This is a genomic window from Embleya sp. NPDC020630 (genome assembly GCF_044334985.1).
GTDB lineage: Bacteria > Actinomycetota > Actinomycetes > Streptomycetales > Streptomycetaceae > Embleya.
In genome coordinates this window covers 176,011-194,002 of record NZ_JBIRUB010000004.1, presented here as the reverse complement: position 1 = coordinate 194,002, position 17,992 = coordinate 176,011, and the positions used below count along the sequence as shown (strand labels likewise).

15 protein-coding genes are annotated in these 17,992 nt (G+C 72.8%); 7 read left to right on the top strand and 8 right to left on the bottom strand.

What is annotated here, in order from left to right; all coding sequences use genetic code 11:
* Positions 1-7 precede the first annotated feature (7 nt).
* On the top strand, positions 8-652 hold the full coding sequence (locus ACH4XV_RS16775) for a response regulator transcription factor (RefSeq protein ID WP_380001553.1): 645 nt from the start codon (positions 8-10) through the stop codon (positions 650-652).
* 621 nt (positions 653-1,273) lie between these two features.
* Here the strand turns inward: ACH4XV_RS16775 and ACH4XV_RS16770 are convergent.
* The 5 genes from ACH4XV_RS16770 to ACH4XV_RS16750 form a co-directional block, all read right to left on the bottom strand.
* Positions 1,274-2,881: a sensor histidine kinase gene (locus ACH4XV_RS16770; RefSeq protein WP_395790426.1), complete on the bottom strand. Its 1,608-nt coding sequence runs from the start codon at positions 2,879-2,881 to the stop codon at positions 1,274-1,276.
* Positions 2,878-3,627, bottom strand: a complete 750-nt coding sequence (locus ACH4XV_RS16765; RefSeq protein WP_395790424.1) for a response regulator transcription factor — start codon at positions 3,625-3,627, stop codon at positions 2,878-2,880. Before ACH4XV_RS16765 ends, ACH4XV_RS16770 begins: the two co-directional genes overlap by 4 nt.
* 263 nt (positions 3,628-3,890) lie before the next feature.
* Positions 3,891-4,775: a hypothetical protein gene (locus tag ACH4XV_RS16760; protein ID WP_395790422.1), complete on the bottom strand. Its 885-nt coding sequence runs from the start codon at positions 4,773-4,775 to the stop codon at positions 3,891-3,893.
* 506 nt (positions 4,776-5,281) lie between these two features.
* The gene (locus ACH4XV_RS16755) at positions 5,282-8,296 is read right to left on the bottom strand and encodes an AAA family ATPase (protein WP_395790420.1); all 3,015 of its coding nucleotides are present in this window, start codon (positions 8,294-8,296) and stop codon (positions 5,282-5,284) included.
* Positions 8,297-8,576: 280 nt separating this feature from the next.
* The gene (locus ACH4XV_RS16750; protein ID WP_395790418.1) at positions 8,577-9,380 is read right to left on the bottom strand and encodes an enoyl-CoA hydratase; all 804 of its coding nucleotides are present in this window, start codon (positions 9,378-9,380) and stop codon (positions 8,577-8,579) included.
* Positions 9,381-9,662: 282 nt separating this feature from the next.
* On the opposite strand from ACH4XV_RS16750, the gene ACH4XV_RS16745 reads away from it, so the two are divergent.
* Together ACH4XV_RS16745 and lipB are read left to right on the top strand one after the other, a co-directional pair.
* Positions 9,663-10,412 (top strand): class I SAM-dependent methyltransferase, encoded by a 750-nt coding sequence (locus tag ACH4XV_RS16745; protein WP_395790416.1) that lies wholly within the window; start codon positions 9,663-9,665, stop codon positions 10,410-10,412.
* Positions 10,393-11,175 carry a lipoyl(octanoyl) transferase LipB gene (gene lipB, locus ACH4XV_RS16740; protein ID WP_395790414.1) on the top strand — a complete coding sequence of 261 codons (783 nt, stop codon included), beginning with the start codon at positions 10,393-10,395 and terminating at the stop codon, positions 11,173-11,175. Before ACH4XV_RS16745 ends, lipB begins: the two co-directional genes overlap by 20 nt.
* Here lipB and ACH4XV_RS16735 read toward each other — a convergent pair.
* Positions 11,153-11,686: a DinB family protein gene (locus ACH4XV_RS16735; protein ID WP_395790412.1), complete on the bottom strand. Its 534-nt coding sequence runs from the start codon at positions 11,684-11,686 to the stop codon at positions 11,153-11,155. The two genes, lipB and ACH4XV_RS16735, sit on opposite strands and share 23 nt — an antisense overlap.
* A 130-nt stretch (positions 11,687-11,816) precedes the next feature.
* Positions 11,817-12,089, bottom strand: a complete 273-nt coding sequence (locus ACH4XV_RS16730) for a hypothetical protein (protein ID WP_395790410.1) — start codon at positions 12,087-12,089, stop codon at positions 11,817-11,819.
* A 464-nt stretch (positions 12,090-12,553) separates the two neighbouring features.
* Between ACH4XV_RS16730 and ACH4XV_RS16725 the strand changes: the two genes are divergently transcribed.
* The 4 genes from ACH4XV_RS16725 (at position 12,554) to ACH4XV_RS16710 (ending at position 17,555) form a co-directional block, all read left to right on the top strand.
* Positions 12,554-12,847, top strand: coding sequence for a YciI family protein (locus ACH4XV_RS16725; RefSeq protein ID WP_395790408.1), 294 nt, complete (start codon positions 12,554-12,556; stop codon positions 12,845-12,847).
* 307 nt (positions 12,848-13,154) lie between these two features.
* On the top strand, positions 13,155-14,807 hold the full coding sequence (locus ACH4XV_RS16720; protein ID WP_395790406.1) for a prenyltransferase/squalene oxidase repeat-containing protein: 1,653 nt from the start codon (positions 13,155-13,157) through the stop codon (positions 14,805-14,807).
* Positions 14,804-15,853, top strand: a complete 1,050-nt coding sequence (locus ACH4XV_RS16715) for a hypothetical protein (RefSeq protein ID WP_395790404.1) — start codon at positions 14,804-14,806, stop codon at positions 15,851-15,853. The genes ACH4XV_RS16720 and ACH4XV_RS16715 overlap by 4 nt, the downstream gene beginning before the upstream one ends.
* A gap of 322 nt (positions 15,854-16,175) precedes the next feature.
* Entirely contained in the window at positions 16,176-17,555 is a 1,380-nt protein-coding gene (locus ACH4XV_RS16710) for an acyltransferase (RefSeq protein ID WP_395790402.1), read from the top strand.
* Here ACH4XV_RS16710 and ACH4XV_RS16705 read toward each other — a convergent pair.
* On the bottom strand, positions 17,492-17,929 hold the full coding sequence (locus ACH4XV_RS16705; protein WP_395790400.1) for a hypothetical protein: 438 nt from the start codon (positions 17,927-17,929) through the stop codon (positions 17,492-17,494). The two genes, ACH4XV_RS16710 and ACH4XV_RS16705, sit on opposite strands and share 64 nt — an antisense overlap.
* Positions 17,930-17,992 lie beyond the last annotated feature (63 nt).

The window sequence follows — 17,992 nt, the reverse complement described above, 5'->3', positions numbered from 1 at the left end:
CGAGCCCATGCGCATCGTCATCGCCGAGGACGCCGCCATCCTGCGGGACGGCCTCGTTCAACTGCTTCTCGACCGCGACCACGAGGTGGCCGCGGCCGTCCCCGACGCCGACGCGCTGCGGGCGGCGGTGGCCGAGCACAAACCCGATGTGTGCGTGGTCGACATCCGGATGCCGCCCACGCACACAGACGAGGGACTGCGCGCCGCGATCGACATCCGGCGCGAGCATCCCGGCATCGGCGTGCTGGTCTTCTCGCAGTACATCGAGACCCGCTACGCCGCCCAACTGCTCGGCGGCAACGCGGCGGGGGTGGGCTACCTGCTCAAGGAACGGGTGGTGGACACCCGCGACTTCACCGACGCGCTGGAGCGGGTCGCGGCCGGTGGCACCGCGCTGGACCCGGAGGTGGTCACCCAGTTGTTCGGCGCGGGCCTGCGCAGCGGCGGGCTGAACACGCTGACCCCGCGCGAGCACGAGGTCCTGGGCCTGATGGCCGAGGGGCGCACCAACGCGGCGATCGCGAAGAAGATGGTGGTGACCGAGCGGGCGGTGGAGAAGCACGTCGGCAACATCTTCACCAAACTGGACCTGCCGCCCTCGGACACCGATCACCGACGGGTGATGGCGGTGTTGCGCTACCTGCAGCTGTGACCGTCGCCGGGCGGGCCCGGTGCGTGCCTTGGGCGGGGCCGGTGTGGGACGGGCGGATCTCCCCCTCCGGGATCCGCGCTTCCCACACCGGCCCACGGGACCGTCCGTAGGTTCAGGGCGTCGGCATCTTTGCCGCCGCGGGTGCGGGGCGAACGACGTACCGTGGGCCGGACACGAGCGAGGCGAACGTGGACGGCGGGGCGGATCGGGGGGCGGCCGCGGGCCCCGTGGTCCCCAACTCGAGCGTGCCCGGACCACCTTGGGTCGCGTCGCCGCACGCGGTCAGTCCGATGACGGTCGAGATCACCGCCGCGAGCATGCACGCCGCCGTCCCGGGCAGCGCCAGGCCGCGACTCACCCGGCCGGACTCACCGCTCGTTCGGCATACCGCGCGAGACCGCCCCGAGGTCGGTCTCGCGCGGGTGCCACGAGGGCTGCGCGGTCGTCCGGTGGCCGCCGCCACCGGGCGTTGCCGCATACGCGGGGGGCGAGGTGCACAACGCCCCCGAGGTTGTCGAGGCGGCGAGGAATGCTCCTCGCCTGCGGTGGGGTTCAGGCATCCGCGGCCTCCCCGAAACGCCGGGCCCGCCCCACCCCGGGCGGGCACGGCGTAGCAGGAGGCTAGGGGTGTTCCTTGTGGGTTTCCTGTGAATGGGCCATCGGTGAGCGGGAATTCACGGCGGATCCCGTTCCGGATCGAGCCGCGGATCCGGATCCGGATCGGGATTTCGGCACGCTGGGGGCGGTGGGAGCGGCGCGGGGCGGGGGCGCGGGTTCGGGTTTCTCCCGGTCCGCCGTTCGGCCTTCGTCCCGCACGCGGCCCAGGACGCCGAGCCAGGCGCGTTCGCGGGCGGCGGTCGGGTCGGCGCGCAGGGGGAGCACCACTTCGATCCGGGTGCCTCGGCCGCTCGGCGGGACGCCCACCGTGACCCGGCCGCCGTGCAGCGCCACCTGCTGGGCGACCAGGGTCAGACCCAGCCCGGCGCCGCCGCTGCCGGGACCGCGATGGAAACGCTCGAACACCACGTCGCGCAACTCCGGTGCGATCCCGGGCCCGTCGTCGTCCACGCACACCACGCCGCAGTCCAGCCCGGGAAGCACCTTCACCAGGACCCGACTCGCGCCGTGCACGAGTGCGTTGCCCACCAGGTTGTCCACCAACAGGCGCAGCCCCGCGGCGAGTCCGTACACCACCACCTCGTGCGGCGCCTCCACCCTTATCTCGACCGGGAGTTCGACGCCGGGCCGATGGGCGGGCGCGCTCCGGGCCGACGCGTGCGCCACCTCGCCCAGTTCCACCGCCTCGAACGCCGTCGCGTCCACCAGGTCGCCCTGGGCGAGGGCGCGCAGCGCGGCCAGGACGGACAATACCCGCTCGTGGCCCACCCACAGGTCGGCGAGCACGTCCGCACGCTCGGCCGCGGCCAGGTTCGGATAGGTGGTCAGCACCTCCAGGTCGGTGCGCATCCCGGTCAGCGGGCCACGCAGTTCGTGGTCGACGGTCGCCGCGAACGAGCGCGCGGTCTCCAGGGCTTCGCGGGTGCGCGCGGTCTGCTCGGCGTATCGGCCGAGCACGTCGTCGAGGGTGCGGCCGAGTTCGTCCACCTCGACCACGCCCGACGACACGTGTACCGCCTCATGCGTGCCGTCGTCCGGATCCAGCCGGGCCGCGCGCCGGCGCAGCGCGCGCAGCGACCGGGTGGCCGCGGTCCCGGCGGCCAGCCCGGCGAGTGCGGACAGCGGTACGGCGAACGCGGTCACCACGTAGACCCGCCGACGCAACAGCGCGGCCTGCGCCTCGGGTTCGCCCGAAGGCAGGAACACGTACATCGGCCCCGTCGGCAGCGGCCGGGTGACCATCCGCCACGAGAGCCGACCGGCGTGTACGGTCACCGGGTTCGGCGCACGGGCGGGCAGCGTCGTGGTCTGCGGTGGTTGCGGACCGACCATCAGCGGCCCGTCCGGGGTATCCACCCGCACGCCGACGTCGAGCGCCATGCTGAGCACGCGGTACTGGCGGGTACGGAGGGCCTGTTGGCGCACGTCCAGGTCGGCCCGCAACAGTGCGCGGGCGGGTGGTGTCAACCGCTCGGCGCGCTGCTGGAGTTGCTGGTCCTGACGGGCCAACAGATCGGCCCGGACCCAGTGCACCACGAGGGTGCCGGCGCCCAGCACGAGCAGGGGCACCAGGACGGCGACCGACAGTGCTACGCGGGTGGAGAGCTTCATCCGGGACCGCCGCCGGCCCGAAGTACGAAGCCCACGCCGCGAACGGTGTGCAGCACGCGCGGCCGACCGTCCGCCTCCAGCTTGCGGCGCAGATAGCTGACGAACGTGTCGACCACGTCGGTGCGTACGTCGAAGTCGTAACCCCAGACCCGGTCCAGGAGTTGATCGCGGGTCAGCACCAGGCCGGGGTTGCGGGTGAAGACCTCCAGGAGGGCGAACTCGCGACGGGTCAGGTCGAGCCGGACGCCGTCGCAGGAGGCGATGTGCGCGGACACGTCCACCGTGACCGGGCCGACCCGCAGCGGCGCGTCGCCCACCGGCCCGGGCGGCCTGCGCCGCAGCAACGCCCGTAACCGCAGGTCGAGTTCGCGCAGATCGAAGGGTTTCACCAGGTAGTCGTCCGCGCCGCTCTCCAGGCCCGCGATGCGATCGGCGGTCTCGTCGCGGGCGGACAACATCAGCACGGGGGTCGCGGCGCCTCGGGCGCGCAGTCGGGCGCACACCTCGATGCCGCTGATCCCCGGCATGGCCACGTCCAGGACCACGACCTGCGGGGCGGCGGCGGGCACGGCCGGCTCGATCAGGTCCAGCGCGCGGGTGCCGTCGGCGGCGAGGGTGACGTGATAGCCGGCCAGGCGCAGGCCGCGTTCCAGGGCCCGGCGGATGGAGGGGTCGTCGTCGACGACCAGGACGTGGGGCGGGGTGGGATGTGTGGTCGGGGTGGGGGTTGCGGGAGCCTCGGTCACCGGATCGCGGCCTCCGTTTCGGGAGTCCCCGATTCGTGGGGCTCCGGGTACGGATGGGGGGACGAATTCGGGTGCGGATAGGGGTGGTTGCCCGGAGTCGGTGGTCGCGGGGTGGTCTCGGTGGACGCACCTTCGTCGCGGATCACGACGCGGCGCGTCGCGCGCGGGTCGGCTCGACCCATGTCGCCCCCGAATGGTTGTTGCCGATGTTGCAGCACAACCTATGGCGGGAAGCCGCTCCGTGTACCGGGAATGACGGCGCGTCAGCTGTGCGTGGGGGGAGGGGTGGCGGGCGGGGTGTCGGGCGGGTTCGGGGGCGGGTCCGAAGGCGCTTTCGGGGGTGGGGTGTTCGGGTGTTCGGAGTCTTCCGAGGGGCCGGGGCGCTCGTGGCGTTCCGGGTCTTCCGGGCGTTCGCGGTGGCGCGATTGCTCCGGGTGTCCGATGAAGCCTTCCGTCCCGATGTCGAGCGGGTCGTCGGCGTCGGCCTTCGCGGACAACCACCGGAACCAGTTCGTCCGGTTGATCGGGACCTGCGGGTTGCGCAGCAGCCACAACACGTGGCCCGCCTGGTCACGGGTCCACGACTCACCCGAGGCCCGGGCCTTCTCCAGCCGGGCGCGCAGGTCGTCGCCGTCGATCACGCGGGCGATCCGCGAGTAGTCGCGGTCCTTGCAGCGGTGTCGCCGGTAGACGACGAGTTCGACCAGATCGAGCAGCCGGGCCCGGGCCGGGCCGTGGTGGCCGGGGACGGCGAGCAGCCGGATCAGGCGCTGCTTGCTGCTCCAGACCTTGGCGTGCCGGGTCCACTCGGCGGGGAATCGGGCCTCCCATTCGAGATAGGTCAGCGCGTACGGCAACCCGCCCCAGTCCGGGACCTCGGCGGGCGGGGGCGAATCGGCGAGCAGCGCGGCATCGGGGGTGAGCAGCCACGCATCGCGAAATCGCCGCCATGCACCTTCCTCGGCGGAGACCGAGCGCGGCACCCGCAACACGATGGTGTCGTAGGCCTCGCGCGCCTGGCGCATGTCGCGCGTCACCAGCAGATACCGGTCCAGCGCGCGGCGATGGGCGACCTCGTCATCCGAAACGAGGGCGCGCATCCAACCCAGCCGGGTGTCCCAGTCCTCGATCGCGCCTCGTTCGGTCACGCCGACGATCTACCCACGTGGCCGGTGAACAAGTCCGCCCCGCCGCACCCGGCGCACGGAACTCGCCGCGAAGTCCGGCGAGACGTCGCTGTCGCGTCGCGCATGCCTGGCTCTCGCTCTCCTCGGGATCAGGCGCAATCAAGGTCGCGCGAAATCGCTGCGCCACCCACCCTACGAGCGGATCGTCCGCGTGGTGGGAGGCCGGCGCGGCGGGTCGTCGAGGCGCGGGCTCGCCCCTCGGGCACACGACCGCGCGACGGTCGGCCCGTGGCCACGCCGGGGTGGCGCGGTGCCGAGCCACGATCTTCTCGACGATCCGCATCAGCCGTTCCCCGGCCGGATCGATGCGGCCGTGCCGGGTGCCGGCCCGAGCGCCTTCGAGGGCGAAGGTGATCTCGGCCGTCGGGCGGCCCGCCCTCGACCCGGTCGAACGCCGCCCGGTAGGTGGCGGTGACGATCCGCGGCCACCGGGCCGAGAGCCGGCCGGACCGCCGAGCGGGGTGGGGTCAGGCGCCGTTGCCGGCGGCCAGTTGGGGGGTTCGGGGGATGCGGCCGGTCAGGGTCAGGGCCGGGAGCTGGGGGTGGGTGGGGCGTGGGGGCAGGGCGGCGAGGCCGGTGCGGTTGGGACCGGCGGTGGCCAACTCGGCGCGGATGCGGACCTCCATCAGGGCACCGGCGGGGGCGGCCAGGGCGGTGGCCAGGAGTTCGCAGGCGGCCTCGGTGCGACCCTCGGCGCGTTCGACGACGGCGAGGGCGTACAGGGCGTAGGCGCCGACCGGGGTCAGGCCCTGTGTGCCGGTCAGCCGCAGGGCCTGCCAGGCGCCGTCGCGGGCCTCGGCGATGCGGCCCTGGGTGGTCGCGGCCATGGACAGCGCGGCCAGGAACCAGGCGGCCAGCGTGCCCTGGCCGGTGGAGCGGGCCAGGCGCAGGCCCTCGGCGGCGTGGGTCTCGGCCTCGACGGCCCGGCCGGACAGCGCGCCCGCGACGGCGAGGGGCATCAGCGCCGCGGCGAGTGCGCCCCGGGCGCCGTGGGTGCGCAGCACGGCGGCCTCGTCGAGCAGGACCTCGTACGCCGCCTGGTCGGTCGCGGCCGCGTGGACCGCGAGCGGGGTCACCTCCCAGAGCGCGATGCCCAGGCCGTACAGCCGGGCCCGGGTGGCCGGGGCGACCATCGCGGGGGAGACGCCGTCGGCGCCGAGCGCGGCGACCACGGTGCGCAGCGGGTCGTCGGAGGCGAGGGGGAGTGCGGCCAGGGCGGTCCGGGCCTGGCTGGTGCGGGCGCGGTCGCCCGCCTCCCACGCGGCGCCAGTGGCGGCGAGCAGGAGGGCGGCGCGACCATGGGCCGCGTCCAGGAGCAGCGCGCCCGCTTCGGAGCGATGTCCTTCCGCGTGCCGGAGGGCGGCGCGGAGCCGGATCGCGGTACCGGAGGAGTGCGCCGACGAGCCCTCGTCGGCGACACCCTCGACATCGGTGGCGTCGGCGGTGTCGAGCAGGGTGCGGGCGCGGACCGGGAAGCCGGCCTCCCACGCGGCGTACGCGGCGGCGACGAAGCGGCGGCGGGCGGTCGGGCGGTCGGCGGTGAGCCGGGCGGCCTGCTCCCACGTCGCCGCGGCGGCGCCGGCGCCGAGTTCGCGGCGGGTACGGCCCGCGCCGGCCTCCAGGGCCGCGGCGAGATCGGCGTCGGGGCCGGTGGCGAGCGCGGCCAGATGCCAGGGACGCCGGTACGCGAGGGCGCCGCTCGCGGCGTAGACCAGTGCTCCGTGCAGGGAGCGGCGCTCCGCCGCGCTGAGCGAACGGCGCACCTCCTCGCGCGCCGACGCGTTGCGGAAGCGCACCCGGTGCTCGGTGGTGTCGACGAGGTCGGCTCGCAGGAGGGCGAGTCGTGCGCCGCGCCCGATGCCGATGCGCCGTCCGGCGACGGCCAACTGGTCGAGGTCGGCGGCCGGTTCGAGCGCGGCCAACGCGAGCAGTCGGCGCGCCTCCTCGGGCAGGCCGGCCGCCGGCCCGCCGCCGTTCGCGACGCGGCCGGCACCCGATCGCTCGCCGCCGCGGACAGTCGCCCCGGACGAGGTACCCGCCGCCACCCGATCGTGGTCACGGTCGATGCCCGACCGTGTGGCCCGCGCGGACTCGGACCGGCGGTCGTTCCCGACGCCGGTACCGGTGCCGCCGCCCGAGCCCCGGGCGTCCGCGTCCGTGCCGGCCTCGAGGCCGCCACCCCAGAAGACGTCGGTACCGGTGGCCCGCCCCGACCGCCCACCGCCGCCGGAACCCGAGCCCGAGCCCGAAGCCTCCAGCCCGACAGCCTCGAACCCGACACCCGAACGGGCCCCGTCCGTCGTACGCCGCGCCGCCGACGCCGCGAACACGCCGTGCGCACCGCCGGCCCCGCCCCTCGCGGGACGCCCCATCCGCACGTCACCGTCGGCCGCTTGGCCCCGCCGGCCATCCGTTGCCGCCGCCCCGTCGTCCGCACCCACCGGCAAGTCGCCGTCGCTCCGGGCCACGTCATCCACCCGCGCGCCCGCCTCGGCGTCACCCGCCCGGTGGCAGGTCCGCGCCTCGACGCCGTCGCCCCGCCCCGCCCCGCCCGTCTGCCAGGCGTCCTCGGGCAGTTCGTCCCGGGTGGCCTCCGCCGCCACTCGGGACGAGCTACCCGCGTCACACGTGGCCGGGGCGGCCCCGTCGTGGGTGGTCGCGGCTTCGGCGTCGGTCGCCTGTTCGGCCGTACGAGTGGCCGCGTCCGCGTCCGCATCCCGCGAACCGGCCGAACCGGCCGCGGACTCCGCGGCGGCCATGTGCTCGGCCTCTCGCGTGCCGGCCGGGTCGTCCCCGGCGCCCTTCGCCGCGCCGCGCGTCCCCGAGTCGCTCACCCACTCGGCTGCACCCATTCGGAACGCCCCAGCGGACGCCCCCGCTTCGGCCCGCTCCGACCGCCGCCCATCCGCTTCGACGAGCCCGGCCCCCGCGGCGTCGCCCGCCCCGGCGACTCCGGTATCCGACTCGGCACCCTCCGCCGCGGCGCCCGCCCCCTCCCGCGTGGCGCGCAGCACCGCGATCGGCAGCCCCTCCGCGCGGGCCGCGATGTACGCCACCACCGCGGCCGACGCCGCGTCGAGCCAGTGCGCGTCGTCGACCAGGACCAGGATCGGTTGTTCGCGGGCCGCGATGGCGATCAGGGAGCACGCGGCGGCGGCGACCACGGTGCGGTCGGCGGCGCCGGGGGCCAGGCCGAGGGCGGTGCGCAGCGCCTGGGCCCTGGTGTGCGGCAGCCGGCCGATGCGCGGGTGCAGCGTGGCGAGGAGTTGGCGCAGGCCCGTGTAGGGGAGGGCGCCGCCGCCGCGCGGTCCGCTCGTCCGCAGGACGGTCATGCCCTTGGCCGCCCACACCGCCTCGGCCAGGAGCGTCGTCTTGCCCGTCCCCGCGGCCCCGCGCAGCACGACGGCTCCGCCGTCACCGGCGCGCGTCCGTTGCAGCAGTGCCGTGACGGCGGCCAGTTCGTCGTTCCTTCCGTGTGGCACGGAAAATCTCCTCGCTTCTCGCTCACACCCCCGTGGTGTGCCCGGCGGCCCCGTCGGATCCGACCGGGCCGCCGCACTATGAGCCTGAGCTTGCCCGTTCCCGGTCAACACATGTTCAACATTCACTCAACGTGTGAAGTCCGCACCAACCAATTACCGACATGTGACACCGACATGGCGTCGATCCCACGCCCGCGCCCGGCCGTACGTCCACCGACTCCTCGGTGCGATCGCCCTTCGGCGCCTCGACCGCTGCCTCGATCCGGCTTCAATCCCCGCCTCAATCCCGGTACTCCGGTCGCCGCCCGTCCCGGCGCGCCCGAATGGCCTCCTCGAAGTTCTCGGTGGTCAGCCGGACGTACAACTGGGCGTGCCCCTCGTGATCCATGTGCGAGTGCATGCTGCCGGCCTCCAGGCCCGACCACAGCAACCGTTTCGTCACCTCAACCCCCACTCGGCTGAACCCGATGATGCGCTCGGCGAGTCGGTACGCGTCGTCGAGCAATTTCTCGCCCGGCACCACGCGCGAGACCAGTCCGATCCGCTCGGCCTCGGTCGCGTCCACGTCCCGTCCGGACAACATGATCTCGAATGCCCGAGACGACCCGATCGCCCGGGGGAGCAAATAGCTGATTCCGAGCTCGCTCGCGGTCAGTCCGTTGTTGATGCCCGCGGCCCGGAAGTAGGCCGTGTCGGAGGCGATTCGGATGTCGGTGGCGGTGGCGAGGCAGAAACCGCCCCCGATCGCGGGGCCGTTGATCGCGCCGATCACCGGTTGGTGGAGCCGGCGCAGCCCGAGGATCACGTCGTCCAGGATCTCCATCGAGCGGCGCGCGATGCTCGTCCGAGTCAGGCCCTCGACCCCCGGGATGCGTCCGGAATTCTCCAGATCCGCACCGGAACAGAACCCCCTCCCCGCACCGGTCAATATGACGACACGCGTATCGTTGTCGGAACTCACTGCTTCCAGAGCCTCACGGAAGGGGACCATGACGTCGAAGGCCATGGCGTTCATGCGGTCCGGTCGATTGAGGGTGATGAGCGTGACGTGGGGGCGGGGCTTGTCGACGAGTACGAAAGACATGGGGGCGTCATCCTCGGCATGATGGAGGGGCGAAGGACTGCGAGTCGCACGGCGTCCGACCGGGCGACCGGGCTACCGAAGAGCGCGGATGCGATCCCGGCGCCGACGATCGGCGTGGCGCGTCCGGTCGCCGATCGGGCGAGCGTCCGCACGCCGGTCGAGGGCGAACGTCCGGTGGCGCGTCGGTGGTTCGGGGCGCGGATCCGGTCGGCGGTGCGTGCCCGGATCGGGGCCCATGGATGGTTCGGAACCCGTACGTGGTTCGGGACACGCAAGCCATTCTTGACCAAGTCAATGAAACCGCTCAAGGCCGATCCTCGATCATTCGACGCGTTCGCGGGCGACTACGACCGATATGCCGGATTGTGTGACCCTCTCGGCGACTGGCTGGCCGATCTCGAACTCGCCGGGGACCGTGCCCTGGACGCCGGGTGCGGCTCCGGCCGGCACGCGCTCGCGCTGGCCGGCTCCTATACCGAGGTGGTGGCCGCCGACGTGAGCGCGCCGCTGATCGAGGTCGCGAGGGTTCGCCGGTCGCACGAGCGGGTCCGCTACGAAGTCGCCTCGCTGCTGGACGTACACCACGCCGAGGGCTTCGACCTGGTCCTGAGCATCGGCACGCTGCACCATCTCCCGGACCTGACCGCCGCGCTCACCCATCTCGGGTCGCTGGTCCGCCCCGGCGGCGAACTCGTCCTGGTCGACGACGTGGCCACCGAGCCCGCCGTGACGCGCCGGCAACACGTGCTCCTCGCCGTCCGCGAACTGGCCCGGGACCTGCGCCGGCTGCGCGTCCGGGACGCCTGGTGGCTGTACCGCTTCCGCACCGGCACGGCCTGGCTGGACCACCTGATGTCCCACCACTACCTCACCCGCGCGCAGTACCGCGAGCGCTACGCCGAGGTCTTCCCGGACGCCGACTTCATCGACCTGGCCGACGCGACCGCGATGCGCTGGCGCCGTCGGCCCGAGAACCGGCCGGCTCACCACCGGCAACGATCGGAGAGCACGGATGTCGATCGACACGGCTGACGGCATACCGGCGTCGCCGCAGGTACGCGAGGACGGCGTGCCGGTCCGGGTCGACCTGGGTCGGCTCGCCTACCCGTTCGCGCAGACCGAGATGGCGCGCTGGGTCGCCGAGCGGCAGCGGGGCACCGCGCCGGACCGGCTGTTCCTGCTCACCCACCCCCCGGTGATCACCTACAGCGCGCGTACCCCCGCCGCGGACCTGCCGGACCCGGCCTCGCCGATCCCGCTGGTCGAGGTGGACCGGGGCGGACACGCCACCTACCACGGACCGGGGCAGCTGATCGGCTACCTGGTGGTGAACGTCCGCGCCCTGGGTCCGGGCGACCTGGTGCGCAGGGTGGAGAACGGCCTGCTCGCCGCGCTCGACGCGCTGGGCTTCCCGGCGGTACGGCGCGAGACCCCGGCGGGTGCGCCGAGCCTGGTCGGGATCTGGACCCCGGACCACCGCAAGCTCGCGTCGATCGGGATGCGGATCCGACGGGGCGTCAGCAGCCACGGCTTCGCGCTCAACATCGACCCCGACCTGAGCGCGTTCACCACGTTCACCGCGTGTGCGCTCCCGGACACGACGATGACCTCGCTGGCCGAACTCGCAGCCGAGGCCGGCCGCTCCGTCCCGACCGAGGCGGCGGTCCGCGACGCGGTGGCCGACGCCCTGCTCCGCGAACTCACCCGCCGTCCCCCGACGAGCACGCCCGCCCCGCGCATGGAGGCGGACATCCCGCACGGGTTTCGGCCGCTCAATCCGCCCGCACGCCCGTGACGTCCCACAGGTGGTGGACCGGGTCGTGGATGAAGTAGCGGGCGAAGGACTCGACCGTGAAGACCGTGCCGTCGCTGCGGTTGCCGGTACGCGACCACTGGTCGTCGGCCACCGCCGCGAACGCGTCGGCCAAGGCGCCGCCCGCCGCCGCGAGGTCGGCCGCGACGCGTGCGGGGTCCTGCTCGGTGTAGCGCGACTCGATCGCCGTCGCGTCCTGGTCCCAGTTCGCGAAATCCGGGGCGTCGCGGGTCAACATCAGCCGTAGCCGCTCGTCGAACAGTACGAAGACGTCGCGGACATGACACGCGTATTCGAGCGGGGACCATGTGTCCGGATTCGGCCGGTTCCGCAGCTCGTCGCCGCCGGAGACGAGCAATTCGTGCCACGCGGCGGCGTTCGCGCGGGTCAGGGCGGGGATCCGGGCGAGCGGAACGGCCGGGGTATCCAGGCCGCAGTCGGGACAGGGCGTGTCGAGAACCCACGTCCAACTCTTGGTCTCGGGAATGATCATGCGCCGAGGATGGCCCACGCACCCCCGCTCCAACAAGACGTTTCCCCGCGAAGCCCCAGCGCCCGCGCCGGCGGTGCGCCGCCACCCCCGGCCCACCGGATCACACCCGCCACGCGAGTCGGCCCCTTTATCAGCGCTCCTTCCGCCGTACATCCTCGACGGCGGATTTCGAGGACGCCTTTTTCTGCTTCTCCTTCTCGGTGGGCAAAAGCGTTTCACCGAGCACCCACACCACGAACCCGAGCACGATCAGGGCGAAGCCCGCCGGCAGCTGATAGCCGTGCACAAAGGCTTGTCGGGCGAGCAGTCCCCAGGCCCGGAACCAACCGACGAAGTGGTGAACGATCCCACCGACACCCTGGAGGACCAGGAACAACCCGAAAATGTCCAGGAACTTGCGCATGAGCGTCACGTTATCGACGCCTCTTGATCTTCGAAACGGCCGAGCGGCCAATCCCGATGGACCGGAGTCGAGCCCCGCGCGCCCGGTACCGCGACCTTCGTCGCGCCGACCGGACCCGACGGGGGTCGCTCGCGTGGACGGTCGGTGAGACGGGCCGCCTTGCGGCGAAAGGCCCACTGCGGCTCCAGCCGAACGGTGGTCCGCAGTGGCTGTGAGTGGGCCCGGGGGCACCGATCTCACCGACCGCCCCCTACAACCCGCACTCCCCGCCCGACATTCCCGTCCCCACGCGGAACTTCCACCTCGCGTTCCGGAATCGCCGCCACCGTGTCGAAACGCCCCGAAATGGTACGCAATATACCCCGTCCCACCTCGACTCCCCTCCCGCGGTCCGCCCGAATCCCGCCCCGCTCTCTTACGCGGTAGCCCGCACCCGGCCTCCCGCCACGCCCTACGATCGAGTCATGTTCGTGATCACGCTGACCTACGTCGTCCCCGTCGAGGACATCGACGCGCTCATGCCCGGCCACCTCGAATGGCTCGACCGGTACTACGCGGACGGCACCCTGCTCGCCTCCGGGCGTCGTATCCCGCGCACCGGCGGGGTGATCCTGGCCCGCGCCGACGACCGGGCCGCGCTCGACGCCGTGCTCGCGGAGGACCCTTTCCGGAAGGCGGGTGCGGCCACCTACGACGTTGTCGAATTCGCGCCCTCCAGGACCGCCCCCGGGCTCGAAGGACTGCTCGCGGCCACCTGAAGTGCAGTCAATAGGCGTTCATTTCCAGCACATTTGATGGCGATTACTCACCAATTCAGACAACAAACGAGTACAGGCTTCCGCATTCACACCTTCGGGTGATTTCGTGTTGGGAACACACCCGGACCGGGCGACGGGGACGCTCATCCGCCGGGGCGTGCATTCCGCGCCGAGTACCCCGATCGCGTCACCCCAACCCCCGCTCGGCGCCCTACCGACACAACGGCACAGCTTGCGACAGGACGTATGGGGGAGGCGCTGACCGATGCGCGTGCGAGAAACCCGGATGCCGGGGTGGCCTGCGGACATGTTCGTGCCGGAGCTCCCCGTGGCCACCGCGCGGCTGCGTCGCCGGGTCGCGGATTCGGTGCAACCCGACGGGGCGGTGCGCAGCCCGTGCCGCAGCCGCGTGCTCGAATCGGCGCTGCTGCTGCGCCTGCTGGAGCGCACCGGGATCGAATCCGACCACCACCGTCGGGTCGCCCGGTTCCTCGCCGATCTCCCCGACGACGCCGAACCGCTGGATCGGCTGCTCGCGACGATCGCTTTACGCCACCCCGATGACCTTGCCGAACACGGCACGGACGCCTTGCTCGACCGCTTCCTACAGCGGGCGCCGGCGTTTCTGAACGCGCGCAAGCGGGTCCTGCTCGAAACGGTGCTGGCCCTGCTCGGCCCACCCCGGAGCGCGCTCCGGCGTGCGTTCGACCCGAGCGCGTTCGACACCGGGAACCTGCACCCGTGGGCGCACGTGCAGACCATCGCGCTCAAGGTCGCGTCGGCCGATCTGACCGGTCATGCCGACGAGGTCGCCGAGTCCGAGGTGCGCCTGCTCGTGGACACCCAGCAGGCGTCGGGGGTCTGGGAGGGCAATCTGCTCGTGCACCTCCTGGTGCTGCACGCGCTGGTCGGGCGGCCGCACCTGGACGGTGTGCTGGTCAACGGCGTGGCCAAGGCGCTGGTCCACCAACGGGCGGACGGCGGGGTGCCGTTCGTGACCGACACGGACACCTGGTGCGCGGTCACCGCGGGTGTCGCGCTGGACGCGTCGGGTGCCCCGATGGAGGTCCGCCGCCGGATCGGCGACCACCTCGCGGCGCGCCAACGGGTGGACGGCGGCTGGTCGTACACCGACGCCGCGGCGCTCGCCGACGTCGACGACACCTCGGTGGCGATCGAGTTCCTGCACGCCACCGACCCGCTGCGCTACCGGCGCACGATCGACCGCGGCTTACGCGCCCTGTGGTCCTACCAGGGTCCCGACGGCGGTTTCCCCACGTACATCGCGGGCGCGCCCTCGGAGGCGTGCATGACCGCGGCCGCGGTCAACGCGCTGAGCGTACGCGCGCCCCGGCACGTGCAACGCATCACCGCCGCACGCCGGTTCCTGGCCTTTGCGCAGCACGCCGACGGCACCTTCGACCCGGACTGGAGCCGCAGCCGCTATCACGCGATCTTCCGCGCCCTGCTCGCCACCGACGCGTGCGGACCCGACGCCTACCGGGCCACCGTCAAGCGGGCGCTGACCGCGGTGCGCGAGGGGCAGAACCGCGACGGCGGCTGGGGCCAGCAACCCGGCGACCCCAGTGACGCGATCAGCACCGCGTACGCGCTGATCGCGCTGTGCCGCCAGGCCGACGCCCGCCCCGCGGCGCGCGGCGTCGAGTACCTGTTGAGCGCACAACGCGCCGACGGCGGGATCGACTCGGTGCCGGACATGCTGGGCACCCGGCCGTTCCTGTACGTGATCCCCAGTCTGGCCGACCACTTCACCCTGCTGGCCCTCGGCCACCTGGGCAGTCGGTTGGCCGCCCGGACGCGCCGCCCGAGCGCCCCGCGGGGCCCCGACGCGCAGTCGGCGTACCCCTCAGCCCTGCGTGCCCCCGCGCCCGGTTCCGCCGGATCGCGCGGTGGGGGCAGGAATACCCCGACGCAGACCGGCGAAAGGAGCCCGGCGTGAGCACACCGACCGTCGTCGACCTCCCGATCAGCTTCCACCTGCCGAAGCTCGCGAACCTGTTGCCGATGACGTTCCATCCGGAAACGGACCGGCTGATGCGCGAGTCCCGCTGGTGGGCCCACCGCCACCTCGGCTTCGCGTACGCGGGCGACGCCGCCCGGATAGACAAGAACGTGGACGGAACGCTGCTGGTGTCGTTGTCCGTTCCGCACGCCGACTACGAACTCGCGCTGACCACGGCAAAGGTGATGAACTATCTGATCGGCATCGAGAACAGTCTCGTGGACAAGGCCGGTCTGGGCGGCAGTTCGTTCGCCACCCGCAACGTCTTCGGTCGCTTCATGGCCGACCTGCTCGGCTGGGGGGACGGCTCGACCCCCCTGCGCGAGGACTTCTCCTGGTTGCGCGAGCGCATGCCGCCGGCGCGCTGGATCCGATTCGTCTCCTACATGGAGGACTTCGCACACGGGTTCACCACGGAGCTGGAGAGCTGGCGCGACGCCGGGATATCCGACTACGACACGTACATGGACGACCGCCGGCACAGCCTGGGGGTGCGCTGGTTGTTCGGGTTCGCCGAGGAGGGCGTGCCCGGCGTGGCGCTGTCCCAGGAGGCGTTCCGCGCCGCCGACATGGTGGCCATCCACGACACCGCGATCGACGGCTACACGCTGATCAACGACCTGGTCTCCTATCGCAAGGAACTGGTCATGGACGACCGGGTGAACCTGGTCTACTACCTCGGCGAGGCCGAAGGGCTCGACCTCGAAGGGGCGATGAACAAGATCTGCGGCCTGATCGACGCCACCGAGCGCAAGTTCCTCGACCTGCGCGACCGGATCATGGCCGGCCCGCACGGCGGGGAGCCGGGGATGCGCGCCTACCTCGACGAGGTCGGCCACGTGATGACGTCCAATCTGTGGTGGGCCACCGTCAGCAAGCGCTACGAACCCGGCGGCCTGGGCTGGGACGGCTCCACCGCCGGCACCATGACCTTCCACCGGGACCGGGCCGTGTTCGTCCCGGATCCGACCCCGGGCGGCTGACCGGCGACGGCCCGAACACGGCGCCGACCGCTCCACCCGCAGCCCACCGATGGTCACCCCCGGCGCGCCCGGTCCTCGCGGCGCGCCGGCGGGCTTTGCCCGAACCTGACGCAACGTCAAGGCCGTCCTCGGACGGCTTTAATCATTCACTCATGAAGCACGTCCATGCTGTCTACATGGACTTTCCGCGTTGTGGCACCCCGCGTCCTGCGGTTCGATCCGGCTCGCACCCGGTGGGGAGGGCGCGACCGCCGATCGCGCCCCGGGGAAAACATCGGGCGGGCGGTGAGCGGATCGGCGTGGTCGGGGCAGGCGTCCGGTGATGTCAGTCTCCTTCGGCACCTTCGACAAGCGCACCCGACCCGCCCGCCCGGCGAGCGCCTCGGACCGTACGGCCGCCGCCGCGCGCCCGCCGGCCGACTCTGCCGGCCCACGCCCGCCCGCCGAGCCGGCCGGCCCGACGGCCCGGACCGATCCGCCCGCGACCGGCCGCCGACCCCACCTGCACCGGGTCGACCTGATCCGCGACATCGCGTTCCTGTGCGTGATCGTGGTGCATGTCATCGGCGTGACCTACCCGTTCCCCGGCGAGGGCCCCGCCTTCACCCAACTGGTCCTGCACGCGACCCGCGCGGTGTTCTTCTTCGTCAGCACCTTCGTGCTCTTCCACAGCGCGTACCACCGGCCGCTGCGCGTGGGCTCCTTCCTCGGCAGGCGGTTCAAGCTGCTCGGCGCGCCGTATCTGCTGTGGTCCACCGCCTACTGGACACTGGGCGACCACGCCCGGATCCGCGACGACCTGCCCGGCGCGCTGGGCGACCTGCGCGGCGGCATCGTCTGGGGCGGGTCCTGGTACCACCTGTACTTCCTGCTCGTCTCGCTCCAGATCGCGGTGCTGTTCCCGCTCCTGCTCAAGCTGGTCCGGGTCACCACCGGCCGGCATCTGCCGCTGCTCGCGGTCACCGCCGCGGTGCAACTCGCCGCGCTGGTGGTGCTGTTCCACCCCACCCCACTGAGCGGCCCGCTGGAGTGGTACCGCACGCACGGCGGGATGCTGTTGCCGACCTACGGGTTCTTCGTCCTGTCCGGCGCGCTGGCCGCGGTGCACCTGGACGCCTTCCACGCCTGGATCGTCGGGCACACGCGGACCGTGTGCGCCGGCACGCTCGGTATGCTCGCGCTGACCTGGCTGTGGTACCGGCACACCGTCGCCGGCGGCCGGGACACCGCGACCGCGTCGATGGCCACCCAGCCGGTGAGCCTGCTTTGGGGCCCGGTCGCGGTGATCGCGCTGTACGCCCTGGCCTGCCGCTGGGAACGGGCCCGCCGACCCGTGCCCGGTCGGCGGGCCGCCGCGCTGGGGGCGCAACTGGCCTTCGGTGTCTACCTCGTGCACCCGATGATCCTGCGGCTGCTGGAACTGAGCGGATTCGCCGCCGCGTTGCCGTGGTCGCCGGCGGTGGACACCATCGTGCTCGTGGCCGTGGTCGCCACCGGGTCGGCCGGGTTCGCCTGGCTGGTCGCGCGAACCCCGGTCGCCCCCTGGGTGATCGGCCGCGAGCGAATGCGCGGCGGTCGACCGGCGTCGGTGACCGTACGGCGCTCGACACCGGCCGGCCCACCCCGGCGTGCGCACGGTCAGCACAGGGGCAGCAGGTCCTTCACCGACCCCGTGGTCTCCAACCACGCCTCGGGCGCGTAACCCGCGCCCGCACTCGTGGTCACCAGCACCCACTGGTCGCTCTTGCCACCGCGCCAGCCGTAGACGGCGGCAGCGCCCTTGGCCCGGCAGGTCGCGGTCAGTTGGGTGCCCGCGGTCACCTCGGTGATGGTCTTGCCCTTGCCCGGCTTCTCGCGTATTTCCAGGCCGATCGCCTGGCGCGCGATCACCGCCATCTTCACCGTCGAGGTGGGCGAGGGCACGGCCGTCCCGCTCGCCGACGGGTTCGCCGACCCGGACGCGCCGGGCGACACGGTGCTCGACGCGTTCTTCTTCTTGTCGTTCTTGTCGTCGTCGCCGGAGAGCACCCACCACACCAGGATCACGATCACCCCGACGATCACCGCCCCGATCACCAGACTGTTCCCGGATTTCGGTGGGGGCGGACCTCCCGCGCTCGGCGCCCGACGGGCGGGCGT